The organism is Pseudarthrobacter chlorophenolicus, from assembly GCF_000962805.1.
Lineage (GTDB): Bacteria > Actinomycetota > Actinomycetes > Actinomycetales > Micrococcaceae > Arthrobacter > Arthrobacter chlorophenolicus_A.
On record NZ_JZTW01000007.1, the window covers coordinates 31350 to 58347 of the forward strand.

20 protein-coding genes and 1 tRNA gene are annotated in these 26998 nt (G+C 66.9%); 14 read left to right on the forward strand and 7 right to left on the reverse strand.

Features of this window, described 5'->3' with window-relative positions:
* Positions 1-5: 5 nt before the first annotated feature.
* The 3 genes from UC32_RS08920 to UC32_RS08930 are packed head-to-tail and all read right to left on the reverse strand — an operon-like array spanning position 6 to position 5177.
* Positions 6-2552: a DUF3488 and transglutaminase-like domain-containing protein gene (locus UC32_RS08920; protein ID WP_045730881.1), complete on the reverse strand. Its 2547-nt coding sequence runs from the start codon at positions 2550-2552 to the stop codon at positions 6-8.
* Positions 2549-4015, reverse strand: coding sequence for a DUF58 domain-containing protein (locus UC32_RS08925; protein ID WP_045730882.1), 1467 nt, complete (start codon positions 4013-4015; stop codon positions 2549-2551). The genes UC32_RS08920 and UC32_RS08925 overlap by 4 nt, the downstream gene beginning before the upstream one ends.
* A 10-nt stretch (positions 4016-4025) precedes the next feature.
* A complete protein-coding gene (locus UC32_RS08930; protein ID WP_052690551.1) occupies positions 4026-5177 on the reverse strand; it encodes an AAA family ATPase in 1152 nt (383 codons plus the stop codon).
* 162 nt (positions 5178-5339) lie between these two features.
* On the opposite strand from UC32_RS08930, the gene UC32_RS08935 reads away from it, so the two are divergent.
* The 5 genes from UC32_RS08935 to UC32_RS08955 all read left to right on the forward strand — a co-directional run bounded on the left by UC32_RS08935 (position 5340) and on the right by UC32_RS08955 (position 11527).
* A complete protein-coding gene (locus UC32_RS08935; RefSeq protein ID WP_045730883.1) occupies positions 5340-6245 on the forward strand; it encodes a TatD family hydrolase in 906 nt (301 codons plus the stop codon).
* Positions 6246-6526: 281 nt separating this feature from the next.
* Positions 6527-7696 carry a resuscitation-promoting factor gene (locus tag UC32_RS08940; protein WP_045730884.1) on the forward strand — a complete coding sequence of 390 codons (1170 nt, stop codon included), beginning with the start codon at positions 6527-6529 and terminating at the stop codon, positions 7694-7696.
* Positions 7697-7829: 133 nt separating this feature from the next.
* Positions 7830-8702: a 16S rRNA (adenine(1518)-N(6)/adenine(1519)-N(6))-dimethyltransferase RsmA gene (gene rsmA, locus UC32_RS08945; RefSeq protein WP_045730885.1), complete on the forward strand. Its 873-nt coding sequence runs from the start codon at positions 7830-7832 to the stop codon at positions 8700-8702.
* Complete coding sequence (locus UC32_RS08950) at positions 8699-9661, forward strand: 4-(cytidine 5'-diphospho)-2-C-methyl-D-erythritol kinase (protein ID WP_045730886.1); 963 nt, start codon at positions 8699-8701, stop codon at positions 9659-9661. The genes rsmA and UC32_RS08950 overlap by 4 nt, the downstream gene beginning before the upstream one ends.
* A 39-nt stretch (positions 9662-9700) precedes the next feature.
* A complete protein-coding gene (locus tag UC32_RS08955) occupies positions 9701-11527 on the forward strand; it encodes an ATP-binding cassette domain-containing protein (RefSeq protein ID WP_045730887.1) in 1827 nt (608 codons plus the stop codon).
* Positions 11528-11768: 241 nt separating this feature from the next.
* Here UC32_RS08955 and UC32_RS08960 read toward each other — a convergent pair whose 3' ends face one another.
* The gene (locus UC32_RS08960) at positions 11769-12395 is read right to left on the reverse strand and encodes a TetR/AcrR family transcriptional regulator (RefSeq protein WP_045730888.1); all 627 of its coding nucleotides are present in this window, start codon (positions 12393-12395) and stop codon (positions 11769-11771) included.
* 145 nt (positions 12396-12540) lie between these two features.
* Here UC32_RS08960 and UC32_RS08965 point away from each other — a divergent pair.
* The 9 genes from UC32_RS08965 (at position 12541) to sufU (ending at position 24544) form a co-directional block, all read left to right on the forward strand.
* Positions 12541-12612 (forward strand) — tRNA-Gln (locus UC32_RS08965).
* 102 nt (positions 12613-12714) lie between these two features.
* Positions 12715-14193, forward strand: coding sequence for a bifunctional UDP-N-acetylglucosamine diphosphorylase/glucosamine-1-phosphate N-acetyltransferase GlmU (glmU, locus tag UC32_RS08970; protein WP_045730889.1), 1479 nt, complete (start codon positions 12715-12717; stop codon positions 14191-14193).
* A 2-nt stretch (positions 14194-14195) separates the two neighbouring features.
* Entirely contained in the window at positions 14196-15176 is a 981-nt protein-coding gene (locus UC32_RS08975) for a ribose-phosphate diphosphokinase (protein ID WP_045730890.1), read from the forward strand.
* 253 nt (positions 15177-15429) lie between these two features.
* Complete coding sequence (locus tag UC32_RS08980) at positions 15430-16044, forward strand: 50S ribosomal protein L25/general stress protein Ctc (protein WP_015936503.1); 615 nt, start codon at positions 15430-15432, stop codon at positions 16042-16044.
* Positions 16045-16143: 99 nt separating this feature from the next.
* A complete protein-coding gene (pth, locus tag UC32_RS08985; protein ID WP_015936504.1) occupies positions 16144-16734 on the forward strand; it encodes an aminoacyl-tRNA hydrolase in 591 nt (196 codons plus the stop codon).
* Between the two features lie 136 nt (positions 16735-16870).
* A complete protein-coding gene (locus UC32_RS08990) occupies positions 16871-19609 on the forward strand; it encodes a LuxR family transcriptional regulator (protein ID WP_045730891.1) in 2739 nt (912 codons plus the stop codon).
* Positions 19596-22250, forward strand: a complete 2655-nt coding sequence (locus UC32_RS08995) for a LuxR C-terminal-related transcriptional regulator (RefSeq protein ID WP_327077618.1) — start codon at positions 19596-19598, stop codon at positions 22248-22250. The genes UC32_RS08990 and UC32_RS08995 overlap by 14 nt, the downstream gene beginning before the upstream one ends.
* Before the next feature lie 496 nt (positions 22251-22746).
* On the forward strand, positions 22747-24072 hold the full coding sequence (locus UC32_RS09000) for an aminotransferase class V-fold PLP-dependent enzyme (RefSeq protein WP_045730892.1): 1326 nt from the start codon (positions 22747-22749) through the stop codon (positions 24070-24072).
* Positions 24073-24094: 22 nt separating this feature from the next.
* Positions 24095-24544, forward strand: coding sequence for a Fe-S cluster assembly sulfur transfer protein SufU (sufU, locus tag UC32_RS09005; RefSeq protein ID WP_045730893.1), 450 nt, complete (start codon positions 24095-24097; stop codon positions 24542-24544).
* Positions 24545-24694: 150 nt separating this feature from the next.
* Here the strand turns inward: sufU and UC32_RS09010 are convergent, their stop codons facing one another.
* The 3 genes from UC32_RS09010 to UC32_RS09020 are packed head-to-tail and all read right to left on the reverse strand — an operon-like array spanning position 24695 to position 26996.
* Positions 24695-24916 (reverse strand): SCO4848 family membrane protein, encoded by a 222-nt coding sequence (locus UC32_RS09010; protein ID WP_045730894.1) that lies wholly within the window; start codon positions 24914-24916, stop codon positions 24695-24697.
* Positions 24917-24919: 3 nt separating this feature from the next.
* On the reverse strand, positions 24920-25417 hold the full coding sequence (locus tag UC32_RS09015) for a DUF2505 domain-containing protein (protein WP_045730895.1): 498 nt from the start codon (positions 25415-25417) through the stop codon (positions 24920-24922).
* 43 nt (positions 25418-25460) lie between these two features.
* The gene (locus tag UC32_RS09020; RefSeq protein WP_045730896.1) at positions 25461-26996 is read right to left on the reverse strand and encodes an SDR family oxidoreductase; all 1536 of its coding nucleotides are present in this window, start codon (positions 26994-26996) and stop codon (positions 25461-25463) included.
* Positions 26997-26998: the final 2 nt, after the last annotated feature.

Sequence of the window (26998 nt, forward strand, 5' to 3'; positions counted from 1 at the left end):
CGCAGTCAGCTGCCTTCCTGCTCATGGAAGCCGCCGTGCGCAGTCCGCCCCGGCCCGGCCGGCCGGGCGCGCACGGCGGCTTCTTTGCTGATCTCCGCGCGTCGTGTCAACGCGCGGCCCGCGAGCCGGACCGGAGCGGCGGCGAGCCTGCCCAGGCGGCCCATGACGGAAGGCGGCAGCCACCGGGCCCGCCACCGCTGCAGCAATGTTGCGTTGGCCCGCAGTGAATCCTCAAGGGGCCCCAACTGTCCGGGCGCTGCGGCGGCACCATGCAAGCCCGCAGCGCGGCCTGGCCCGGGCGAACCGGCGTCGGGTCCCAGGGGATCGTCAGAAGGTTCCGGCGGCCGGCCGTACCTGCGCCGTTCGAAAGCCGCCGTGACGGCGGCAACGGCATGGTGCGCCGCCTCCTCCATGCCGTTTGGCTCGCCCAACAGCGAAGTGCGGAGGCGCGACGCATAGGCGCGCGGTGATTCACTGGTGCCGGCCGGGAGCCCGTAGTCCCGGCCCAGGTCCAGCAGCTCGCTCCATGCCAACGGAACGGCATCGGCGGCGTTCCTCGGCCGGAGGCGCCGCGCACGGATTCCCGTGCGTACCAGCCGCGGCGACGCCGCAAGCAGGAACAAGCCCAGAACGCCACCCGTTCCCAGCAGCCATGGGAGCACCTGCGCGCCGGCGTCAGTGCTTCCGCCGCCCACGCCCGGGGCCGGCACCGGGGTGGCACTGGGAGCCGGTGTCGGAGCCGGGGCGGGATCGGGGACGAGGTCATCATTGTTCTCAACGGAGCCCGGCGCTGGAGGGGACGAGGTTTCGCTGGCATAGCCCGGAACCACGCCACGGGACGGCGTGGGCTCGAACGGCACCCAGCCCAGACCCTGGAAATACAGTTCCGGCCAGGCATGCGCATCCCGCGCGTCCACCTCGTACTCCGAAAGCTCGCCCTGGCCGGCCACGGTTACCGTGGCACCGGTGAGCCTCCCCGGCGCATACCCCACCGCGATCCGGCTGGGGATCCCTTCCAGCCGCGCCATCACCGCCATTGCCGAGGCATAGTGGATGCAGTATCCGCTCTTCTGCTCCAAAAAGTCGGACAGGACTGACAATCCGTTGCCGTCATAGCCGCCCTGCACAGGCGACTGCAGGGAATACGTGAACTCAGACGAGCGCAGGTAGCGCTGGATGGCCATGGCCTTCTCATACGGCGTGGCGCCGGCCCCGGCCACGCGCCCGGCGGTGGTCCGGACGATCTCCGGCACGTTTCCGGGGATCCGCGTGAAGTCGTCCGGAACGTCCCGCGCCGGAGCGGAAGACTGCTCCAGCAACGCAGCCGTCAGATTGGGCACCGACGATGTCACCACGTACTCCTGGCGCCGGGACGCTGTGGCGTCGGAGCCCTTGATGCTCAATGTCGAAGGGTCCCAGGTCCACCGGCCGTTGAGGCCGCGGACGGTTTCCGGGGCATAGGGGGCCGGGAGGTACGGACTGCTGAACGTACCGGTATCAATGGCCGTTACCTGCTGCTGTTCGTCGGCGAGGACCGCATAGCCGGGATCGATCTGTCCGCCCAGCGGGAGCCGTGATGCAGTACGGTCATCCGGTCCCCAGGACTCGCCGTCGAAATGGTCCACCGTGACGGACCTCAGATACAGGGGAGCGGTGGAACTGGTGGCGTAGGTGATCCGGCCGCTGCCATCCGGTGTCCGCAGGCTGTTGCCCAGCGTGATCATGGGATTCAGGCCGGTTCCGGTTCCCCACGGGTTGAGCCGTGAGCCCTGCGGAAAGGTGCCCTGGTCGAAGCCCGGGACAGCCAGCGGGACTACCAGGGTGGCGGTCAGCGCCACGGCGCCGGTGAGGGCTGCCCGGCGAAGCTGCCCCGGGTTCCGTGCAGTCCCGCCCTGGCTGCGGAAGTCGGGGGCAAACCACTGGCTGCAGGCCAGGATCATCAGGTAACCGGCCACCGTTGCATTGAATCCCCAGAAACCGACGCTTTGCGGCTTGATCATTGCCGGTACCACCAGGATTGCCAGCAGCCCCATGCCGGTGGCCGCCGGCATGCCGAGCGGGACGGCCAGGGCATCCACCAGGATCACCGCCAGTCCAAGGACGGCGCAGATCACCATGACGATGCCCACGTTGGGCGCAACGGGGGCCGTCTCCGACAGTACGGTTTCGCTGGCACGGCGGATCAGCTGGTTGACGTCGGAGAACGTCGCGGCGCTGGGAATCACCCCCAGAATGCTTGAACCGCGGAAGAACGTCAGTGTGAGGATCGCCCCGAGCGAGAGGAAACCGCCTGCTGTGACCAGCAGCGGCGCTGCGCGCAGTGCCCGAAGCCCGGCGAGGGTAAAGCTCACGGCGCCAACGGTGGTGGCCACCGGCCAATACCAGGCCCAGCCACGCAGGACCCCGTTCAGGGACAGGGCAGCCCCGCAGACCGCCAGCACGATGGCTGCGGCCATAGCCCAGGGGTAGGCGCCCACGCGGACGGGCCTTGTACCGGCAGCCGGTGTGGACTGGGTACCGGTTCCCGGAGTCCGGGCCGGCGCCATGGTCATCGGATCACCCCCGTGCCGCGGCCGGGGTCGCTGGTCGGCGTGGGCAACGGCACGTCCTGGTCAAACGACCGCCAGGCGGCTGCGGTGCCTGCGGAGGCCGGTACGGCAATGGCGCGCCATCCCCCCTGACGCAGGGTCTCCAGCGCGGGGGAGAAGTCTTCGGGTTTCTCAGCCACGATGATGGCAAAGGCGTTGGTGCCGTAACTGGCTGCGGGGGCCAGGGCAATTGCCTCTTCAGGCGAAATGCGGCCCAGGACCGCAATCAGTGGCCCTCGCATGCGGTGCGCGGACAGCTTGTCCATGAGCGTGTCGTCGAATGCGGCCGGTCCCGCATCCTGGCCATTGCGGCTGCGGGGGCGCAGCAGTGCCGGGGCGGAACCCGGGCCGTCGGGCAGCCGGAGCCTGCTGTTGGACCGGGTATGGTGCGGCCCTGACAGCTGGATGGCGGCGAGGCTCTCTGCGATGGACTGCAGCCCTGACGCACCGCCGTATTCCTCTGACTCAGGTTCCGGCGCCGAGGGCGAGTGCAGGAAGGCGGGCTCGCCGCGGACGTCCAGGAGGCGCAGGCCGTAATTCCGCTCGGCGAGGTGCGCGCTGACGGACATTGCCGCCACCACTGACCATTCGAACGTCCGGCTGGTCAGCATGGAATGCCCGTCCTGGCCGGCTTGGCCGGCCGGGCCGGCCGCTGCGGTGGAACCGCTGGAGAATGCCCCGAACCGGTGGTCCAGGATAATCGTGGCCTCCGGCGTCGTGACGGATTCCTCCTGGCGGACCATCAGCGAGCCGTGCCGGGCGGTGGCTGCCCAGTGGACCCTTCGCATGGGGTCGCCGTGCCGGTATTCGCGCGTCATGACGTCGTCGTCGCTGGGGTTGGCGCGGGTCCTGGTAGCGGTCACTCCGTCGTTCCCGCGGGCGCCGGCCAGGCCGGTAACGGGCAGTACGACGGCGGCCGGCGTCACGGTGAGCATGTCGCCGTCGTCGATGGACTGGCGGTGCAGCGACAGCCCGAACGGGTCCGTAAACTCAGCGGTGACCGGTCCAATGCGGAATTGGCCGCGCTGCTCCGAACGCAGGTGGTATTCATAGCGGCTGGTACCGCCGGAGGCCGTTCGGGAGGGAAACCGGAACGCGGGCGAAGAACCGAACCGCGGCGGCAGGCGTTCTTCCATGCTGGCCCGGCCGGTGCCTGCACCTGTCCGCGCCACGGCAAGGCGCACGGTGGTGGGGGCGGACGTTTCCACCGGCGAAGGATGGAACTCCCGGTACACCCGGAAGCGGGGCTTCACCAGCCGGATACCGGCCAGCGAAACCAAAGGGAGGACCAGCAGCAGGATGCTGAGGGTCAGTAGGTCCCTGCGTCCCATGATCTGGGCGGCGGCGAGGGAGAAGCCTCCGGCGGCAAGCATGCCCCACCCGCGTGCGGTGAAAAGGTGCTGGGGCAGTCTGTCCAGGAGGGCCATGGCGTACCGCTTAGCGGTTCCTGCCGGAACCTGCCACGGACGCGGCGTTTCGGGCGGCCTGGTTCCGTGTTCCGGCGGCAGTGCCCGCAGCCGCTGTGTATCCGGCGCCCGCGGGTGCCTGCGGGACCGGGAGCCGCGACAGGATGCCCTGCAGCACGCTGTGCGCTGTTTCGCCGGCACCGGCAGCTTTGCGGTCCAGGATGATCCGGTGCGCCAGGACAGCCTCGGCCACTTGGACGACGTCATCGGGGAGGACGAAGTCGCGGGCGTCCAGGGCGGCGGTCGCCTTCGCCGCGCGAAGCAACTGCAGCATGGACCGCGGACTGGCTCCCAAGCGCAGCAGCGGGCTTTCCCGGGTAGCCCGTCCAACGGACACGGTGTATTCCTTCACGGCCTGTGAGACGTAGACCTGCTGCACGGTGGTGATCATGGCCGCCACCTCCGCAGCGGTGACCACGGCTGAGACCTTAGCCAGCGGCGACGCCGCCTGGTGGGTTTCAAGCATCTCGATTTCGGCGTCCTTGTCCGGGTAGCCCATGGAGATCCTGGCCATGAACCTGTCGCGCTGGGCCTCGGGCAGCGGGTAGGTGCCTTCCATCTCGATGGGGTTCTGGGTGGCTACCACCATGAAGGGTTCGTCGAGCCGGTAGGAAGTGCCGTCCACGGTCACCTGGTGCTCCTCCATGCACTCGAGGAGGGCGGACTGGGTTTTCGCTGACGCCCGGTTGATCTCGTCGCCGATGACGATGTTGGCAAAAACCGCCCCCGGACGGAACTCGAAGAGCCGGGATGACTGGTTGTAAATGGACACACCGGTCACGTCGGAGGGGAGCAGGTCCGGGGTGAACTGGATGCGGCTGACGGTGCAGTCAATGGTTTTGGCAAGCGTTTTGGCCAACAGGGTCTTGCCGACGCCTGGAACATCTTCCAGCAGCAGGTGGCCTTGGGCGAGCAGGACGGTCAACGCAAGCTCGGCGGCGTCGGACTTCCCGTCGATCACCGTATTAACAACGCTGAGGATCCGCTGGCTGGCGTCGTGGAACGAGTCAGCATCCATGGCGGCGGCACGGTGCCCGTTCAGGTGGCTGACGGGATCGGAAACGCCCGCCAGGTTGCGGTTCGCAGCGCTCACATCGTTGGCAGTGCGTCGGTAAGATTCCATCGGCAACCTTTCAGCCAGGGTTTCACCTGGACGGGACAGCAAGCCTGCCTTCGCCCGTCGGTGGGCGTTCTCATGTGCTCCCACCAGACTACTAACACAACTGCCTGGCCCGGCAGAGAGTTCCGGCAAAATCGTGGTGCGCTCCGCCATTAGGCTGGAGTGATGTGCAGTCCGCAGACCCCCGATGCCTACCGCGAACCCTCAACGGGTGGTTCCCAGGGTGGCGCAGCATCCCCGAAACGCGAATATCCGCCAGCGCCCGAACCGCTGCCGGTACCGGTAATGGATAACCACACGCACCTGGATTTTCCTGACGGGAAAGGGCCGGTGGGGATAGCCGAAGCTCTGGACGCCGCTGCCGCCGTGGGTGTCCAAGGGGCAGTCCAGGTGGGCTGCGATTTGGAATCGTCGCGGTTTACAGTCCAGGCGGTGCAGCAGGATGACCGGTTGCTGGGCGCTGTGGCGTTGCACCCTAATGATGCTCCCGGCTATGCCGCCCGCGGCGAACTCGAAGACGCCCTGGCTGAGATTGAAGAGTTGGCATCCCACCCGCGGATCCGTGCCATCGGCGAGACAGGCCTCGATTTTTTCCGAACGGAAGGCGAGGGACTTGCTCATCAGCGGTACTCCTTCCGGAGGCACATCGACATTGCCAAACGGCTGGACCTGACCCTCCAGATCCACGACCGGGACGCGCACGCCGACGTGGTCCAGGTTCTGGCGGAAGAGGGTGCTCCGGACCGCGTGGTGTTCCATTGCTTCTCCGGCGACGAGGAGCTTGCCGCCGTCTGCAACCGCGAGGGCTGGTACATGTCCTTCGCCGGGACACTGACTTTCCGGAACGCCGCCAACCTGCGGTCCGCGCTCGCGGTCGCAGACCCGGAACTCGTCCTGGTGGAAACAGACGCCCCGTTCCTGACCCCGCATCCCCACCGGGGCCGGCCCAACGCCAGCTATATGGTGCCTTACACCGTCCGCGCCATGGCCGAATTGACAGGCACGGACCTTGCGGAGCTGTGCACCGGCATCAGCTCAAATACGGTGCGGGCTTACGGATCCTGGGGCTGAGGAGTGTCACGTTGAGTGACCTTCAAGGCATACGTGGTATGCAAATTTGTTGGCCCGTTTATAACGCTACGGTTACAGTGGAAAACTATTAGCCGGGGTCGGGGAAGGCCAACGGGTAATTTCGCTTCCTTTTCAGCATCACATGCCGGGACCTTGTCCCGTCCTGGCCGCTGGCGGGAAGCAGGCGGCGCAAAGGTGCCCGGACTGCTGTTCGAAAGCGGTGCCGGGCATTTTACTGCGCAAATCCCCGTGCCCGGATGGACCTAAAGTTACGGGCAATCGTGGTCAAGTTCTTCACATCGGATGGCAAGATCAGCTTTTTCAAGGTTGGTGCCCAGCTGCTGGTGCTTTGCACCCTGGTAGCAGGGCTCGTAGCCTTCGTCGGCAATAACAAAACCATCACGCTCAACGTTGATGGGAAAGTCTCTTCCGTCCAAACCTTTGGCGGCACCGTAGGCCAGGTCGTCAAGAGTGCCAACATCGAACTGAAGCCCGCAGACAGGGTTTCCCCGCCCATCGACGCCTCGGTCCACAACGGGACCGTCATCAACGTCAACCAGGCCAAGGAAGTCAAGGTCAGCCTCGACGGAGCTGAAAAGACGGTCAGTACCACCGCGCAGGACGTCGCGGGCCTGGTCACCGAACTCGGCGTGGCCAGCACGTCATCGCTCTCCGTCCCCAAAGACGCGCAGCTCGCACTCGCCGGCTCCTTCGTGTCCATCTCCACTCCCAAGTCCGTCAGCATCGTCGCCGACGGCAAGGTGAACACCACCACCACCACGGCGGCCACCGTAGGCGACGTGCTCGAAAGTGCCGGGCTGACCATTGGCGCCAACGACCGGACCTCCCAGCCTGCCAACGCGCACGTCGTCAACAACATGGTGATCAAGGTGTCCCGGGTTGATAACGGCCAGACCGCGAAAACCACCGAGGACGTCCCCTTCGAGACGGTGACCACCGAAAACGCCGAGATGCTCAAGGGTGAGAAGGAAGTTACCCAGGCAGGTGCCGCGGGCAAGCTGGAGAAGACCTTCAAGCTGGTCCTCGTGGACGGCCGTGAAGCCTCCCGCACCCTCGTCTCTGAAGCCGTAGCCGTCCAGCCTGTCGCTGAGAAGGTGACGGTCGGAACCAAGGCAAAGCCCGTTGCCCAGGCCGCTGCGGCCCCGGCCGCCGGCAGCAACACCGGCGCTGCTGCGCCGGCCATGATGAACGAGGCCATGTGGGACAAGATCGCCCAGTGCGAGTCCACCGGTAACTGGAGCATCAACAGCGGCAACGGCTACTACGGCGGCCTGCAGTTCGACATCCAGACCTGGATCGGCGCCGGCGGCGGGGCCTATGCCCCCAACGCAAGCCTGGCCACCAAAGCACAGCAGATCGACATCGCCAACCGCGTTTACGCGCAGCGCGGCCTGCAGCCGTGGGGCTGCGGCTGGGCAGCCAGCAGCTAGCTGATCTGCTGCCAGCCTGTACTGGCATGGTTAACGGCTGAAGCCGGGCCCGGTATTTTTCCGGGCCCGGCTTCAGCCGTTAACACGGCCGGCCCGGCGGAAACGGTCCGGCCACGCGGGATAGGATACCTAGGTGACTGAACCCAACCCCGCCGCGCCCGCTCCGCTGTTCGGTGCTTCCGACATTCGCCGGCTGGCAGGGGAGATCGGCGTCAGGCCCACCAAGACCCTGGGCCAGAACTTCGTCATCGACGGCAACACCATCCGCAGGATCGTGGCGGCAGCAGGAATCGGGGCCGAGGAGACGGTCCTGGAGGTCGGCCCAGGCCTCGGCTCACTCACGCTGGGCCTGCTGGACGCCGCCGCGGCCGTTGTGGCTGTGGAGATCGATCCCGTCCTCGCCGCCAAGCTTCCGGCCACTGTGGCTGAATGGCGGCCGGCCGCCGTCGGGAATTTCCACCTCGTCGAGGCTGACGCCATGAAAGTCACGGACCTGCCCGTGGCACCCACGGCGCTGGTGGCCAACCTGCCCTACAACGTTGCGGTGCCCGTGGTCCTGCACCTCCTGGAGCATTTCCCCAGCCTGCAGCACGGCCTGGTCATGGTCCAGGACGAGGTAGCCGACCGGCTGGCCGCCGGCCCGGGCTCGAAGACCTATGGCGTTCCGTCCGTCAAGTCAGCCTGGTACGGCCAGATGCGCAAAGCCGGCGTGATCGGCATGAACGTGTTCTGGCCCGCGCCCAAGATCCACAGCGGACTGGTCGCCTTCACCCGTCGCGAGCCGCCTGCCACCACCGCCACCCGCCAGCAGGTCTTTGCCGTGATCGATGCGGCCTTCGCCCAGCGGCGCAAGACCCTGCGTGCTGCGCTCAGCGGCTGGGCCGGGGGAGGGGCGGAAGCCGAACGCTGCCTGCTGGCGGCCGGCGTCGACCCCACCGCGCGCGGTGAGGTCATCGACATCGCCGCGTTCGCCAGGATCGCCGAAGCCAAGGAAGCGGGCGCGTGAATACGCCCCCCGTCCGGTTCGCAGCGCGGACGGTCCGGGTCAAGGCTCCCGGGAAGATCAACGTCTCGCTGGACGTCGGCCCGCTTCGGCCCGATGGCTACCATTCCGTAGCCAGCGTCTACCTGGCCGTCTCCCTCTATGAGGAAGTCGCCGCCACCAGCACGGAAACACCCGGCATCACGGTGAGCCTGAGCCCGGGCAGCACCCTTGACCTTGACGGTGTCGAGATCCCCCTCGACGCCAGCAACCTGGCCTACCGGGCCGCCGCGATCATGGCTGACGTTTCCGAACACGCCACCGGGGTCCACCTGGAAATCACCAAGAGGGTGCCCGTGGCCGGCGGGATGGGCGGGGGATCGGCGGACGCCGCCGCGACCCTCCTGGCCTGTGACGCCCTGTGGAACAGCGGCCTCTCCCGGGAGGAACTCGCGCACCTTGCTGCCGAACTCGGAGCCGACGTTCCGTTCTCCCTGCTCGGCGGTACGGCGGTAGGGCTCGGGGTTGGGGACCAACTGTCACCGGCACTCGCCAAGGCAAAGACCCACTGGGTCCTGGTTACCGCCGATTTCGGCCTGTCCACCCCGGAAGTCTTCCGGACCCTGGACAGGCTCCGGGAAGCGGAGGGCGTGGACGCGGACGAGCCCACCGGCGTCGATCCGCACATCCTGGCCGCACTCCGCGGTGGCGACGCAGACGCCCTCAGCCGCATCCTGGTCAACGACCTCCAGCGGGCCTCCATTGAACTGGCCCCCTCACTGCGCGATACGCTGGGCATCGGCGAATCGCATGGCGCCATCGCCGGCATCGTGTCCGGCTCCGGGCCCACCGTGGCGCTGCTCGCGGATGACTCCGTGGCAGCGGAAGCACTGGCGGAAGACCTGCAGCACCAAGGCCTTTCCGCACTCGCCGTCCACGGTCCCGTCCCGGGCGCCCGCATCATCTCCGACACCCTTCTCTAGCAGCGCAATGCCCATCCGGGCAGCAGAAAGCAGTTCTTTTTGGCACACCTTCTTGGCGGCGAAAACCTCACGGTCTCCTTCGCCACCCGCACAGTCCTGGACGGCGTCACGCTCGGACTCGAGGAGGGCGACCGCATCGGGATGGTGGGGCGGAACGGCGACGGCAAGTCCACGCTGATGCGCTTGCTTGCCCTGCGCTCCACCCCGGATTCCGGCCGCGTCACCAAGCGCGGCGACGTCAACGTCGGTTACCTGGACCAGAGCGACGTGCTCGACGGCGACCTGACGGTGGGCGTAGCGATCGTCGGTGACCAGGCCGACTTCGAGTGGGCACGGAACCCGCAAATCCGTGAAATCATGGGCGGCCTGGTGTCCGATGTCGACTGGCATGCCAACGTCCATGCGCTGTCCGGCGGGCAGAAGCGCCGCGTGGCCCTGGCGAAGCTGCTGATCGAGGACCACGACGTCATCATGCTCGACGAGCCCACCAACCACCTCGACGTCGAGGGTGTGGCCTGGCTGGCCCGGCACCTGAAGTCGCGCTGGCGCGCCAATCAGGGCGCCTTCCTGGTGGTCACCCACGACCGCTGGTTCCTCGACGAAATCTGCACCAAGACGTGGGAGGTGCACGACGGCATCGTGGACCCCTTCGAGGGCGGCTACGCTGCCTACGTCCTTGCCCGCGCGGAGCGGGACAGGATGGCCTCCGTGGTGGAAAGCAAGCGCCAGCAACTGGTCAAGAAGGAACTCGCCTGGCTGCGCCGTGGAGCCCCTGCCCGCACTGCCAAACCGAAGTTCCGGATCGAGGCGGCCAACGCGCTCATCGCCGACGTTCCCGCTCCGCGTGATTCAATGGCGCTGAGCAAGATGGCCACCGCGCGCCAAGGCAAAGACGTGCTGGACCTGGAAAACGTCTCCCTGAACTTCCAGGGCGACGACGACGGGAAGAAACTCTTCGACAACATCACGCTCCGCCTGGCCCCGGGCGAACGACTGGGCTTGGTGGGCGTCAACGGCGCCGGCAAGACCACGCTCCTGAAGCTCCTGAACGGCGAAATCGCCCCCGACGCCGGGAAGCTGAAGCGCGGCAAGACGGTGGTCACCGCGGTCCTCACCCAGGAAGTCAAGGAGCTCGACGACGTCGCTGACCTGCGCGTGATCGAGGTCATTGAGCGCGAGAAGCGTTCCTTCAACGTGGGCGGCAAGGAATTCACCGCCGGCCAGCTGGTGGAGCAGCTCGGGTTCACCAACCAGAAGCAGTGGACTCCGGTCCGGGACCTCTCCGGCGGTGAGCGGCGCCGCCTGCAGCTTCTGCGGCTGCTGGTGGGCGAACCCAATGTACTGATGCTCGACGAGCCCACTAACGACCTCGACACCGACACCCTCGCCGCCGTCGAAGACGTCCTGGACGGCTGGCCGGGCACGCTGGTGGTGGTCAGCCACGACCGGTACCTGCTGGAACGCGTCACCGACCACCAGATGGCGCTGCTGGGCGACGGTAAGCTCCGCGGCCTGCCCGGCGGCGTGGACCAGTACCTTGAACTCCGCGAGGCAGCCCTGGCCGGGTCCACCGTGACCGGCGGCGGAAACCCCGTTACCAGCGCCGGCGCAGCACCTGCGGGAACTGGGACAGGACCCTCCGAAGCCGAAAAGCGTGAGGCCCGCAAGGCCCTTAACCGGATCGAGCGGCAGATCAAGAAGCTCGACCAGGAGGAAAAGAAGCTTCACGACCTGATGCTGAAAACCACCGAGGCCGGCGACTTCGATAAGCTCGCCACCCAGAACAAACAGCTCAAGGACCTCACCGACGAAAAGGACACCCTGGAAATGGAGTGGCTCGAAGCCTCAGAGCTCCTGGGCGACTAGCTCTCCTTGGGTGCCGGAACCGGCCCTTCGACGTCGCTTAGACACTGCACATAGGGACCGCCTCGGTCGCTGAGCGACCTCAACGCTCCGATGTGCAGCGATGCGCGACTTTCCGAAGGCCCGCCTCCGGCGGTGGCGACGGCGGCACACGGGAGCGGTGCGGCTGTCCGGCAGCGTGCGTCAAAGCGACGAAGGAGCAGCACGCAGAGGACAGGTGCCCCGCTCACGAAGGTGACCACGGCTAGGGTTCGGACTGCAGCTCAGGTTCCTTCTTGAGCCCGGTGAGGCCGTTCCAGGCGAGGTTGACCAGGTGCGCGGCGACCGTGTTCTTGTCCGGCTGGCGGCTGTCCTGCCACCATTGGCCGGTCATGGCCACCATGCCCACCAGCATCTGGGCGTACATGGCGCCGTCCTGGCCGCTGAAGCCGCGCCGGGAGAACTCGTCGGACAGGATGTGCTCCACCCTGGCGGTGACGTGGGACAGGAGGGTGGAAAAAGCGCCTTCGGGCTGGGACGGGGGAGCATCGCGCATGAGGATCCGGAAGCCCTCAGTGCGGTCCTCAATGTACGTGAGCAGGGCGAGGGCGGCGCGTTCAACCAGGACGCGCGGCTTGGCTTCGTCGGCCAGCGCAGTGTTGATGGCGTCCAGGAGGATGTGGAACTCGAAGTCCACCACCTGGGTGTAGAGGCCTTCCTTGGAGCCGAAGTGCTCGTAGATCACTGGTTTCGAGACGCCCGCGCAGGCGGCGATTTCTTCGATGGTGGTGCCGTCCAGTCCGCGGACTGCGAAGAGGCCGCGCCCCACGTCGATCAGCTGGTTCCGCCGCTGAAGGCTGGTCATCCGTGTCCGCGGGGGGTTGTTGCTCACATTTCCATCATGCCCTACCCCGGCAGGCCTGTTTTCCCGCTTCCGGGAGGCGCCCCGCTCGCGGCCGGCCGGGGCTGTGTCGCGCGCTGCCCCGAACCCGTGGCAAAATAGGGACTTGTGCCCGGGCCTTGTGCCGGAGGCATGGTCCGCTCTGGTGTAACGGCAGCACCCCGGCCTTTGGAGCCGTGGAGTATAGGTTCGAATCCTATGGGCGGAACTGCTGTGCGGGGAGTTCAGCAGGTAACTCCCGGTGCCGGGCCGGCGGAGGTTGGCCGGACACCATGAAGCGCCAGCGCAACAAAGCGAGGAGAATCCGTACGTGATCCCTGAAAACACCGGTCCGGCCGCAGTCATCGTATTGGCAGCAGGTGCCGGTACCCGGATGAAGTCACGTACCCCCAAGATCCTCCACGAAATCGGCGGACGCTCCATGGTGGGCCACGCGCTCCTCGCCGCCCGCAGCATTGAACCCCGGCAGCTCGCCATCGTGGTCCGCCACGAACGCGACCTTGTGGCCGGACACGTGGCGGAACTCGACCCGTCCGCGGCCATCGTGGACCAGGACGAGGTGCCCGGCACCGGCCGTGCCGTGGAGGTGGCGCTGCAGGCGCTGAATGCCAAGGAAGAGCTCACCGGCACCGTGGTGGTCACCTACGGGGACGTCCCGCTGCTCACCGGTGAACTGCTGGCCGAACTCGTGGCCACGCACGAACGGGAAGCCAACGCGGTCACCGTGCTCACCGCAGTCCTGGACGACGCCACGGGCTACGGCCGCATCCTCCGCGGAGCGGACGGCACCGTGACCGGCATCCGCGAACACAAGGACTCCACTGACGCCGAGCGCCTGATCCGCGAGGTCAACTCCGGGATCTACGCCTTCGACGCCGCCGTGCTGCGCGAAGCACTCGGCAAGGTCACCACCGACAACGCCCAGGGCGAGAAATACCTCACCGACGTGCTGGGGCTGGCGCGCGAGGCAGGCGGCCGCGTTGCCGCCGTCGTCACCGCTGACCGGTGGCAGGTGGAGGGCGCCAACGACCGCGTCCAGCTCGCCGCCCTGGGCGCTGAACTGAACCGGCGCACCGTGGAAGCCTGGATGCGCGCCGGCGTGACGGTGGTGGACCCGTCCACCACCTGGATCGATTCCTCCGTCACCCTGGACGAGGACGTCCGCCTGCTGCCCAACACGCAACTGCACGGCTCCACCTCGGTGGCCCGGGACGCCGTCGTCGGGCCCGACACCACCCTTACGGACGTCGAGGTGGGTGAGGGTGCAACGGTGGTCCGCACCCATGGCTCCGGCTCCGTGATCGGCCCGCGCGCCGCCGTCGGACCCTTCACGTACCTGCGCCCGGGCACCGTCCTGGGCGAAAAGGGCAAAATTGGCGCCTTCTACGAAACCAAGAACGTCACCATCGGACGCGGCTCCAAGCTGTCCCACCTGGGCTACGCCGGCGACGCTGAAATCGGCGAAGACACCAACATCGGCTGCGGTAACATCACCGCCAATTACGACGGCGAGAAGAAACACCGCACCGTCATTGGCTCAGGCGTCAGGACAGGTTCCAATACGGTCTTCGTTGCACCGGTCACCGTGGGGGACGGCGCCTACAGCGGCGCGGGCGCGGTGATCCGCAAGGACGTCCCGGCAGGTGCGCTCGCACTGAGCATCGCCGCCCAGCGCAACACCGAAGGGTGGGTCCCGGCCAACCGTCCCGGCAGCCGGTCCGCCGAACTGGCCCAGGCGGCCATCAACAACTCCTCAAGTACCCCGGCATCTACAGAAGAGGGCAAGTAACAATGAGCGAAATTACGGCGCACGGCGAGAAGAAGCTGGTGCTCGCCACCGGGCGGGCACATCCGGAGCTGGCCCGGGAAATCGCCAAGGAGCTCGGCACCGACCTCCTCCCGGTGGACGCGTACGACTTCGCCAACGGCGAGATCTACGTCCGCGCCGGTGAAAGCGTCCGCGGCACGGATGCGTTCGTGATCCAGGCCCACCCCGCCCCGCTGAACAACCACCTCATGGAACAGCTGATCATGATCGATTCGCTGAAGCGTGCCTCCGCCAAGCGGATCACCGTGGTGTCGCCGTTCTACCCGTATGCCCGCCAGGACAAGAAGGGCCGCGGCCGCGAACCCATCTCGGCCCGCCTGGTGGCCGATCTTTACAAGACCGCCGGTGCGGACCGCATCATGAGCGTGGACCTTCACACCTCCCAGATCCAGGGTTTCTTTGACGGCCCCGTTGACCACCTGATGGCCATCCCGCTGCTGGCCGATTACATCCGCACCCGCGTTGACGCCGAGAACATCACGGTTGTGTCCCCGGACACCGGCCGGGTCCGTGTCGCGGAGCAGTGGGCCGAACGCCTGGGCGGAGCCCCGCTGGCCTTCGTCCACAAGAGCCGCGACCTGACCGTCCCCAACCAGGCCGTCTCCAAGACCGTGGTGGGCCAGATCGAGGGACGCACCTGCGTCCTGATCGACGACATGATCGATACCGGCGGAACCATCTCCGGCGCTGTCCAGGTGCTGAAGAACGCCGGCGCGAAGGATGTCATCATCGCCGCCACGCACGCCGTCTTCTCCGAGCCTGCTGCACAGCGCCTGTCCGAGTCCGGCGCGCGTGAAGTGGTGGTCACCAACACCCTGCCGCTGAACTCGTCGCAGCGGTTTCCGCAGCTGACGGTGCTGTCCATCGCGCCGCTCATTGCCCGCGCCGTCCGTGAAGTGTTCGACGACGGTTCGGTCACCAGCCTGTTCGACGGCAACGCGTAGCACCCGCTTGTACCTGCCGGTGCCGGTACCGTTTTCAGTAAACGGTGCCGGCACTGGTAGGCTTTACCCCGAAACCTTGGCGAGGGAGAGCGGCCGCTTCGACGGCTTGCAGATCTCCGTGATCGACTGGGTCTGACCTGTCCTTCAGATGAAGAACAGCCTTCTTGGATTGGGCCGCCCCGGCCGCCCGGCGTTGAAGGTCATCCCAGACCTCCGCCCTCGCTGAACACCGTTTAGCCTTCAAGGAGATTCCATGTCTGAGCAGAAGCTCGCAGCAGAACTGCGCACCGAATTCGGCAAGGGCTACGCCCGCCGCGCACGGATGGCCAACCTGATCCCCGCCGTTATCTACGGCCACGGCGCAGAGCCCATCCACATCACCCTCCCGGCCAAGGCCACCACCCTTGCCGTCCGCACCGCCAACGCACTGCTGTCCCTGGACATCAACGGCGAAGGCCACCTGGCCCTGGTCAAGGACATCCAGCGCGACCCGATCAAGCAGATCATCGAGCACATCGACCTCCTGACCGTCCGCAAGGGCGAAAAGGTCACCGTTGACGTTGCCGTTCATGTTGCAGGCGAGTCCGCTCCCGGCACGGTCCACAACCTCGAACTGACCACCGTGTCCCTCGAGGCCGAGGCAACCCACCTGCCCACCGCCGTCGAGGTTTCCATCGAAGGCCGCGCCGCCGGCGAGCACATCCACGCGTCTGACCTCGTGCTGCCCAAGGGCGTTGTCCTGCTGACCGACGCCGAGGCGCTGGTTGTGAACATCTCCGAGGAAGTCGAAATCGCCGAGGAAGAAGGCGAGCAGGCCGAAGCTTCCGCCGAAGAAGCTCCCGCTGCCGAGGAAGCTGCTGCCGAGTAGCCACTCCGCACGCTGTGCCGATGGCCGGATCCCGCACGGGGTCCGGCCATTGCCATGCCTGAGCCCGAGCCGCAAGACCACCCACCTTAGGATTGATCCATGACTGATACCTGGCTGATAGTTGGCCTCGGCAACCCCGGCGCCCAGTACCAAGGGAACAGGCACAACGTGGGCCAGATGGTCCTCGATGAACTGGCGGGCCGGGTAGGCGCGGGGTTCAAGAGCCACAAGGCACGCGCCCAGGTGGTTGAAGGGCGCCTTGGCATCGGAGGCCCCCGCGTGGTGCTGGCCAAGCCCATGACATACATGAACGTCTCCGGCGGACCGGTATCTGCGCTGGCAAATTTCTACGGGATTTCGCCAGACCACGTGGTGGCCGTCCACGATGAAATAGACATCCCCTTTAATACGGTGAAGCTGAAGATCGGGGGCGGCGAAGGCGGCCACAACGGCCTGCGCGACATCTCCAAGGCGCTGGCCACCAAGGATTACCTCCGGGTCAGGGTAGGTGTGGGCCGTCCCCCCGGCCGGATGGACACGGCAGATTACGTGCTGCGCGATTTCGGAACCGCAGAGCTCAAGGAGCTTCCGTTCCTGCTGGACGAGGCGGCTGACGCCGTCGAATTGCTCCTGCAGGAGGGCCTCACCGCGGCCCAGCAGAAGTTCCACCCGGCCAAGACGGCCGGATAACAGGCACCGGCCGGCGCCACAAAAAACTTAAAGTGGCTTTGACCTGTCTCGTTGTCTGCCGGGCAAGGTACTCTTCTTGCTATGCGGGGGAGCAAAGGGGCTACATCCCGCTATAGCTGGATGTAGGGGAACGTTCATGTCAATCGAGCCACTCAGCTGGGGGCGCGGGCCAGCACCCCTGGACGCAGGGTTGCGTACTCCGGCCCAGGGAAGCCCGGGGCCGCAATGGTCCGTGCCCGCCCGCAGCGCCAACCTTGAAACGGTCCGCACTGCACTGACGGCAGACAACTCGCTGGGCGTCGTCATCACTGGCGGCCGGGGCGTCGGAAAATCCTCCCTCGCCCGTGCCGCCGTCACAGACCTTGGTCCGGATGTCTGGTCGCTGCAGCTCCGCAGCGGACCTGCAGGCTCCACCACACCCTACGGTTGCCTCTCCTTCCTGCTGGCCCGCCTCCCGCAGGCCTACATGGGCTCGCCCACGGCCATTCTGCGCGGCATCACGTCCCTGATCCGCAGTGACGCCGCGGGAAGGCCCTGCGTAATCACGCTGGACACCTCCGGCACCATCGACGACCTCAGCGCCGGCGTGCTCCTGAACGTGCTCCTGACCGGGACCGCCAAGATCGTCGCCGTGGCACCCAAGATCAGCGACCTCCCCGCTGACTTCCATTGGCTCCTGACGGACCGGCGGCTCACCGAAGTCCGGCTCAGCAACCTCAATGAGCTCCAGACACGGCAAGTGCTCCTTTCACTGCTGGGCCACCGGGTGTCCGCCTCCCTGGTCACCACCTACCACCAGATGGTGGGAGGCAACCCACTGCTGCTCAAGGCGCTGGTCACCGAGCAGCAACTGTCCGGCAACCTGGTCCTGTCCGACTCCGTCTGGACCCTGCGCGACAAAGTAGTCCTTGACGGCGCCGCCAGCCTAGACGACATTGTCCGCTCCCGCTGGTCGCGGGAAACCCCGGAAACCCGCGAAGTCATAGAAATGCTGTCCTGCGCCCGGAGCGTGGAGCTGTCCCGGCTGACCTCGATCTACGGTGCCGACGTGGTGGCGGACATGGAGGACGGCGGACTCCTCGAAATCGACGACTCCGACCACCGCTGGGTATCACTGCGCGAGAAATACATCGGCGACGTCGTGCGGACCTGGCTGAGCATTGCCCGGCGCCGTGAACTGCGTGCCGTGCTGCTGGGGGGCGTGGAACCGGACCCGGCGGGCATGACCGTCGAAGAGCTGATGGCATTTGCCGCCTGGACCCACGAGTGCGAGGCCGAACTGAGTCCCGCACTGGCGCTTTCGGCAGCCGAGGCCGCGGTCCAGCTCTTCGACCCGCGGTTCGCGCTGACCTACGGCGAACTGCTTCGCCGCGGAGACCGGGAATGGGTTCCTGCCCAGCGGCAGCGCGCGGCCGCCTACCTTCAGCTGGATATGCCGGACCAGGCACTGGCCGCCCTTGAGGACATTTCACAGCCTGAGCTGGACGCCCTCGAGGTCGACGAGTACGCACAGGTGGTCGCCGCCAAAGCCAAGGTGATGATGGGCCTGCCAGAGCACGCGGACAAAGTGCCGTCACTGCTCGGCGAAGCCCGGGAACGCCTGCTGGCCGGCACGGGGGCTGAGCAGCCGTCCTGGCCCGAGCCTGCAGCCGTCGCAGCCAACCGCGTGGCCCTGAGCGCGTTCGAGTACCGGGCCTTTATGGGCGGCTACGCCGAACTCATTCCTGATCTTGAAGCCGCGGCCGATCCCACACTGAACCCGGACACCGGGTACCGCATGCACGCCGCGATCCTGCTGATGACCGCTCTGGTGCTCACCGGCCGCGAGATGGACGCCCTGGGCCTGATGCGCCAGCTCGGCGGCCAGATCAGCGACGCCTCCCACGTGGTGGGGTTGCGGGAGCAGTACACCAAAGAGTCCTACCTGGTGCTGCTGCTGGCGGGCCAGTGGCGTCGGTGCCTGGACTTCCTGGGCCCGCAGAGCACTGACGAACCGTACCGCCTGCCCTACGGGACGGCGTCAAGCGAGCTGGGCGCCGGGATAGCCTACGTCTTCGCAGGCCGTGGCGCCGCGGCCCTGGACCTGCTGATCTCGGCCGGCGCGCAGCTGGAACTCCACCCCGTCCAGACGGCGCTCCGATACACCTATGCCGCTACCGCCCTGGCGTACGCGCAGACAGGAAACGCTCCCCAGGCCCGCAAGTACCTGGGCAAGCTGCAAAGGATCCCTGCAAACGCCGGCTTTGCTGACGAGAGCATCATCAGCTTCTGCGCACTGACGGCCGGCCGCTGGCTGAACGACGCCGACTCCGTGGCCCGGCTCAAAGAATCCGCCCGACGGAACCTCGCTGCGGGCCTTCATACCCTTGCAGGGGTCGAACTACTCGCGGCCACGGTCAACGGCAGTGATGCCGATTTCCGGATACTCGAAGACATTGCCGGTCGCCGCCAGGGTCCGCTGGCCGAGGTCTCCCGTCTCATTGCCCTGGGCAGCCGTACCAAGGATGCCAAGATCCTCCTGGCTGGTGGCGAGCTTGCCGCCACGCTGGAGTTGGATGCCGTCGAGGCGCGGTGCATGGCCCTCGCGGTTGACTTCGCGCGCCAGGACGGCGACTCGATCTCGGCGCGCACGGCCCAGGCCCGCCTGGACATCCTGGCCACCACGGTCGCGAACCTTCCCATTGTGCCCAGCAGCGGCAGCCCTTTGCTGACCAGCCGGGAACGGCAAATAGCGCGGCTTGCGGGACGGGGTGCATCCAACCGCGACATCGCCTTGGAAATGGGCGTGTCAGTCCGGACTGTTGAGGGCCATTTGTACCAGGTCTTCACCAAGCTCGGCGTAACCTCCAGGGGTGATCTGACTGGACTCGTCTAACGGCCACAAAGCAGCAGCAAGCAGGGTCCTCACCGGACGCCGCGAGCCGCTGGACAGGATCTGTAACATCGTCCGGAACCGCACCAGCCAGGCGGTGTTTGTCATGGCCGGCCCCGGGATTGGAAAGTCGTCCCTTGCCGACGCCATTTCGGAACGCCTCGCGGATGAGCTGAACATCCTGCGGATCCATGGCAGCTCCGCCCTTGCGGCGGTTCCGTTCGGTGTCCTGACGCCTTACACCGGCGACCTGACAGCGGAGGAATCCGTCTCCCCGGTGGCGGTGCTCCGGTCCATGTGGAGCTACTTCGAAAAGCTTCGGGCCGGGAACAGTGCGCCAGTGCTCATGGTGCTGGACGACGCCCATTACCTTGATGAGGCGTCCGCCGGAGTGGTCGCAGACCTGATTTCAGCCGGCTGGGCCACCGTGGTGGCGGCGGCACGGCCGCGTCCTGGCTTGCCCCAGCCGCTGGACCAGCTCTGGTACGACGGGCTCGCCGAACGGGTGGACCTGCGCCCGCTGAACAGGGAACAGATCGAAGAAGTCCTGGCCCACCTGCTGGACGGTACTGTTCCCGCCGCCACCATCGAGGCTGTGTGGGCAGCTTCCGGCGGGAACCCCCGCCTCCTCGATGCGCTGCTGCACGATGCCGCCGAAGCGGGAATCCTCTCGAAGCGCAACGGGATCTGGATCCTGCTGGGTGCCCTGCCCGCCGACGGACCGCGGCTCACAGCGGTGGTTGCCAAGGACCATTTGCGGCGCAACCCCGAGGAACAGGAAGCGCTCAAGCTGATCGCACTGGCGGGCCCGGTGGGCCGCAAGGTCATCGAAGAAATCTGCGGGGCGCCGGTGGTCCGCTCCTTGCTGGACCAGCAGGTGGCCGTCGAAACGTCAGGCGTGCCTGCCGAGCTGTCCCTGTGGAACAACCTCTTTTCCGACGCCATCAGGATCACGATCTCGGTCTCCCGCAGCCTCCAGCTGCAGGAGAAAATCCGTGCCCGGCAGAACGGCACGGTCCTTCGCGGTGAGGGGCGGCTGCGGTCCGTGGAATGGGCCATCGAAGTCGGAGTCAAAGTGCCCGAGGAGGAGATGCTGGAGTCCGCCCGCGAAGCACTCCTGCGTTTCCGCAATGACAGCGCCAAATCCATCGCAGCCCGGATCCAGGACCCGGGCGCACTGCCGCTCGCCCAGGCCATCCAGGCCCGGGCGCTCTACAACGAAGGTGCCTACGCTGACGCTGCAGCACTCCTCGACGAGTGCTGGGCATCGCTCGCCGATGATCCCCAGGGGCCTGCCGTCCTCCTGCTGCGGGTATCGGCCCACCAGGCTGCCGGGCAGTCCCTGGCAGCCGTGGCCGAAGACGTTCTCGGCCAGGTTTCCCGGGCCGGCGAGGCGGGCCCGGCCTGGCCGGTACAGCTGTTGCGCCTGCTTCAGTCGGGGGCCGAAGCTGATTGCCAGGCACTGGCGGACGAGGTGGAGGGCATCAGGGTACCTGGCCTCTCCGAGACCAAGGCCGAACCAATGGCCGCGCTGGGGGAAGCGCTGCTGGCACACGCACTCGCGGCGGCGGGCCGCCCCGCAGACGGCCTTGACGCCGCCCTCCGGGCCGCGTCCGAGCTGTCCCCGCTCGAGGACAGCCTGTACTTCTTTCCGGAATTTGTCCTCGGCAGGCTGGTGAGCTGTTACCTGGCCATGGGCGAATGGGAGTCCGCGGAGCGGGAACTCAACAGTTACGCCGCCGCCCATGCTGCAGGAGTGGCCACGTTCAACGGCAGCCTGCAGGTGCTGCGCGGGTACTCGCTGCTTCGCCAGGGCCGGATGGAACGGGCCTACCAGGTGCTGCTCCCGGCCGTTGAGGCATTGCGCCTTAACGACCCCCTGCAGCTGTTCGGCTTCGGGGCCGCACTGGGGTACTACGTTGCTGCCCGCCTGGGGGACGCCGCACAGGCCAAGCGGCTGGAACAGGACTATGCAGACGCCATGGCCGGTGGTCCCGCCGACCTCCTGGCACGGGGCTACGCCATGGCCGCCGGAGAGTACCTTGCCCACGACGGCAAGGGACTGGCGTCGCTGCACACGCTGATGACCACCACCGAAGCCTCCGGCCGGGCCGGGCAGCTGCTTGAACTGCTCGCCGTTTGCTGGGACCTTGGGGACCCTTCCGTCATTCCCATGGTGCAGGAAGCAGCAGGCGGCCTGCAGGGGCGCTGGGCCGAGGCCATGCTGACCCTTGCCACCGGGTGGGAAGCCGCAGATGGGGACGCCCTGATGATGACAGCAGCTTCGCTGGAGGAATCAGGCTTCGTCAACCTTGCCCGCGAGGCCTACGCCCGTGCCAGCGCCGTTCTTGATCAGGTGGGGGAGCGCCGCCGCTCCCGGCAGGCCGTGGCGCAGCGCGAAAAGTGCGACCACGAACTGGGGGAGCGGTTCCGCGAAGGCCGGTTCATCGCGGCGGCACCCACCGTGCACCTCACGCGACGGGAGCAGGACATCGTGGAACTGGCCGTCCAGGGCCTCACGGACCGCGAAATAGCGCAACGCCTCATGGTCTCCGTCCGCACGGTTGAAGGCCATCTTTACCGCACCTACGTCAAGCTGGGCGTCCGGAGCCGCGACGAACTGGAAACCGCCCTTCCCCGGTAGCTGCCGCCGTCGCGCAATCTGTTATTACCGCATTCTCCGCCCGCCTTCCTGCTGACTCCGCGCGCCTTTGAGCTAAATCCGCAACCACCCGGGCCCTGCGTTAACGCCATGCGCCGCAGGGCCCGCAAGCCCGGCGGGTATCGACACTCAGTGTCCCCGTAGTGGCACCCGCCGGAATTCGAGTACACCCTACTCGTGTGCGCGGCGGTCCCGCGGGATTTACTTAAGGAGGCAAAGCACACGGCAGCAAAGAGCCTCACGGGTTTGCCGAAACACATCAAGGCCTCATTGAACTTCCGGCCCACCCGGCCGGACCGAGACGGGGCCGGCGACGTCAGAGTCTTCTGAGACCGAGACTCTCCCCCCAGCCGTCGCCGGCCCTCCGCTCCGCGGGCTGAAGCCCGGAGCGACTGTGGCGGCTGCCCCTCCGGGCGGCCGCCACAGCCGTGCTGTGGGACAATTGAGTGTCAACCGCTGGCATCTCAAGGAGCACGTCTTGGCCGTAGTATCAACGCCCGCCACCCTGGAGCGGTCCGTTCCGGTCATGGATAACGCCGAGGTCCTGCGCATCCGTAACGACTTCCCGGTCCTCAACCAGATGGTCAACGGAAAGCAGCTGGTGTACCTGGATTCCGGGGCGACGTCCCAGAACCCGCTCAGCGTGATCGAGGCCGAGCAGGAGTTCTACGAGCAGCGCAACGCAGCAGTGCACCGGGGCGCCCACCACCTCGCGGTCGAAGCCACCGAAGCCTTCGAAGACGCGCGCCAGACCGTGGCGGACCTCATCGGCGCGGACTATTCCGAAACCGTCTGGACCTCCAACGCCACCGAGGGGCTCAACCTTATTTCCTACGCGCTGTCCAACGCCGCGCTCTGGGCTGCCCAGGGCCGGGGGGACTCGGCGCTGAAGGGCCTTGCCCTGAAACCGGGCGACGAAATAGTGGTCACCGAAATGGAGCACCACGCCAACCTCATCCCGTGGCAGGAACTGGCGTTCCGCACCGGTGCGACGCTCCGCTACCTGCCCATTGACGATGCCGGCCGGCTCAACCTGGAGCAGGCTGCGGGGATCATCGGGAGCCGCACCAGGGTGCTGGCCTTCACGCACGCCTCCAACGTCCTCGGAACCATCAATCCGGTCCGTGAACTGGTGGCCCTGGCCCGCGCTTCCAATGCCCTGGTGGTCCTCGACGCCTGCCAGTCCGCGCCGCACATGCCCCTGGACGTCAAAGAGCTGGACGTGGACTTCGCTGTCTTCTCCGGCCACAAGATGCTGGCGCCCACAGGCATCGGTGTGCTGTACGGCAGGCAGGAACTCCTGGATATCCTTCCACCGTTCCTCACCGGCGGCTCCATGATCACTACGGTCACCATGGAACGGGCCGAATACCTCCCGGCGCCGCAGCGCTTCGAGGCAGGCACGCAGCGCATTTCGCAGGCGGTTGCCCTGGCCGCCGCCGCCAATTACCTCACGGAGACCGGCCTGGACCGGATCCACCGGTGGGAAATGGACCTTGGCCAGCGCATGGTGGCGGGTCTTGAGGCGCTTCCCGGGATCCGGGTGCTGGGGCCGGCAGCCGGTGAGGAACGCATCGGGCTGGCTGCGTTCGACGTCGACGGCGTCCACGCCCACGACGTGGGACAGTTCCTGGACTCGATGGGCATCGCCGTCCGGGTGGGCCACCACTGCGCCCAGCCGCTGCACCGCCGGCTGGGGCTGACCGCCACCACCCGCGCCAGCGCCTACCTGTACAACACCACCGACGACGTAGACCAGTTCCTGGACGCCGTGGCCGGCGTGCGGGCCTACTTCCGCGCTTAGCCGCCAGAACCGAAGGTAAGCAATGAGCCTTGACCAGTTGTACCAGCAAATTATCCTTGACCACTCCAAGGCCCGGCACGGCAGCGGCCTGGCCGAAACCCCCGCACCCCAGGGAGCAGCCACCGGGCAGTCCCACCAGCTGAACCCGGTCTGCGGCGACGAGGTGACCCTGCGGCTGGCCGTGGCCGACGGAAAGGTGACCCAGGTTTCCTGGGACGGCGCCGGCTGCTCCATCTCCATGGCCTCGGCCTCGGTCTTCAGTGACCTCGCCGAAGGCATGACGGTGGCCGAAGTGCACGGCGTGATTGACAGTTTCCGTGAAGTACTCAGGTCGCGGGGCAAGATCCCGGCCGATCCTGAACTGCTGGGGGACGCCGCCGCGTTTGAGGGCGTGGCACGGTACGCGGCCCGCGTGAAGTGCGCCATGATTTCCTGGGTGGCCGCGGAGGATGCCCTCAACCAGGCGTCCTGACCGGGCCGGGCCGAACGCGCCCCGCCTGCCCGCAGACACGCGCTGCCCGCAAACACCCAGTGCCCGCCGACACGCGTTGCCCCGCAAATGCCAAGAGGTCCGCTTCCCGGTGGGAAGTGGACCTCTTGGGTTAAAACAGCAGCGGGGGTATTAACCCAGCAGCCCCAGAACACCGATGACGGCAGTTGCCGCTCCCAGCACCATCGAGATGCTGACCAGCACCACGTGGACCGTCAGGAATTTGGTGGCTTTTCCGGCGGCATCGCGTGCACGGGGGTCCTTCATGACCCGGCGCAGGAACTGCGGCCAGACGGCCAGTGACCAGACACCGGCGATGATCAGGACCAGCGCGGCGAAGACAGGAAGCTGCATGTACTAGTGGCTTTCGAGCCAGGCCTGCGCCTGGGTGGCCTGCAGGTTCAGTGCCTTTGCCACCATGGGCTCGGCGGCGTCGGCGATCTTGCCGCCCAGGAACGGTACCGAGGACTTGACCTCGCCTTCCAGCTCCACCCGCGTTCCGGTGGCTTCGGCCACCAGGCGCTGGACAGCGGTCACGTCAACGGGGGCACCGGCAACCTTGAGGGAGATGTTGCTCTTGCGGGAGCCATCGGCGGCGGGGGCGTCCCAGGTCTCCACCTGGGTCACCTTCAGGTGCTCGCCGACGAACTTCCGGGCGATATCGGGAAGGCGGGTGGTGGGCAGCGTCCGTACCAGCGTGGCGCTGAAGGCGCCGGCAATGTCACCGTCAACGGTGAACGATTCCAGGTTTCCGCCTACCAGCTGGCTGACGTGGCGCTGGAAATCCTCGTTCACCAGGACAGCGGCAACGCTGTCAACGGGGTGCGGAACGGTGGTGGTGGCGCTCAGGGCCATAGGTCCTCCTGGGACGTCGCGATCGGATGAGGCTCCAAACATCCTACGGGGTTGCGGCGGGCCTCTCCGCATTGGCCAGCTCCTGGGCAGCGGCCGTAATGTTCCGTGCCATCGCCGGGAAGATGAAGCTGTGGAAGGGGAGCACGGCCAGCCAGTACAGCCTGCCGCTGAGGCCTTTCGGGAAGAAGATGGCCCGTTGCCGGTATCGGCTTCCGTCACCATCGGGTTCCACTGAGAGCTCCAGCCAGGCCCGTCCCGGCGCCCGCATTTCGGCACGCAGGCGCAGCAGCTTGCCCCTGTCGATGCTTTCCACCCGCCACCAGTCCACTACCTCGCCTGCGTGCAGGCTATGCGGGTGCCTGCGCCCCCGCAGGAGGCCTGCGCCACCGGTCAGTTTGTCCAGCCAGCCCCTGACCTGCCAGGCCAAAGGCAGTGAGTACCAGCCGTTCCGGCCGCCGATTCCTTCGATGACCTTCCATACGTGGGCAGGATCCACATCACCGTGGAAAGTCCGCTCGTCGATGTACACCTTGTGCCCCGCCCATTCCGGGTCGCTGGGCAGGGGATCGGAATCCGCGCCGGCATTCGCCCAGGTGGTCTCCACCTGTCCGTCCCGTTCCTTGCCGAGGGCAAGGGCCACCGCTGTGCGGTAGGGGGTGAGGCCGCCGTCGGGCTGCGGAATGTACCCGTCAACGTCGTGCTCGTTGGACACCGCGTCATGCTGGAGCGACTGCACCAGCGGGACCGCCATGGACCACGGGATGGGCGTGGTCAGCGCCACCCACATGCCTGCCAGCTTGGGCGCGGGAATGGGCAGCGCCAACACCACCCGGTAGGGCAGCCCGGCCTCCGACGAGTATTCCTGCATCATCCTCGCGTAGGTCAGTACCTGGCGGCAGCCGATATCGAACGTCCGGTTGATGGTGCCCTCCAGTGAAGCGGCAGCTACCAGGTAGTACAGGACGTCGCGGACAGCGATCGCCTCGATCCGATTGCGCACCCAGCTGGGTGCCGGCATGAGCGGCAGCGTTTCGGAGAGGTGCCGGATCATTTCGAAGGAGGCAGAACCGGAACCGATCACGACGCCGGCCTGGAACACGATTGCGTCCACCGCGCTGTCCAGGAACACCTTGCCCACGGCCTCGCGCGAACGCATGTGGGTGGAGAGTTCCACCCCCTGCGGGTGCAGGCCGCCCAGGTACACAATCCTGCCTACTCCGGCCGCCATTGCAGCCTCGGCGGCGGTCCTGGCCATGGCCTTTTCCTTGGACTCAAACCCCGCCCCGGCGGCCATCGAATGAACCAGGTAATAGAAGACATCGACGCCGGCCAGCGCCTGGCGCAGTGCGTCGCCGTCGTCCAGGCTGCTTTGGACTACCTCCACCTGGTTCCGCCAGGGCACGCCGGCGATTTTGTCCGGGGAGCGCACCAGCACCTTGACGGTGTGGCCGGCCTCCAGGAGCTTGGGCACCAGGCGGCCCCCGATGTAGCCGGTGGCCCCGGTGACCAGGACCGTTCGGGGCGAGGCTGTGCCTTCGTGCCCCGGTCCGGGCGAATCTGTGGTGCTGTCTCCGGTCATGC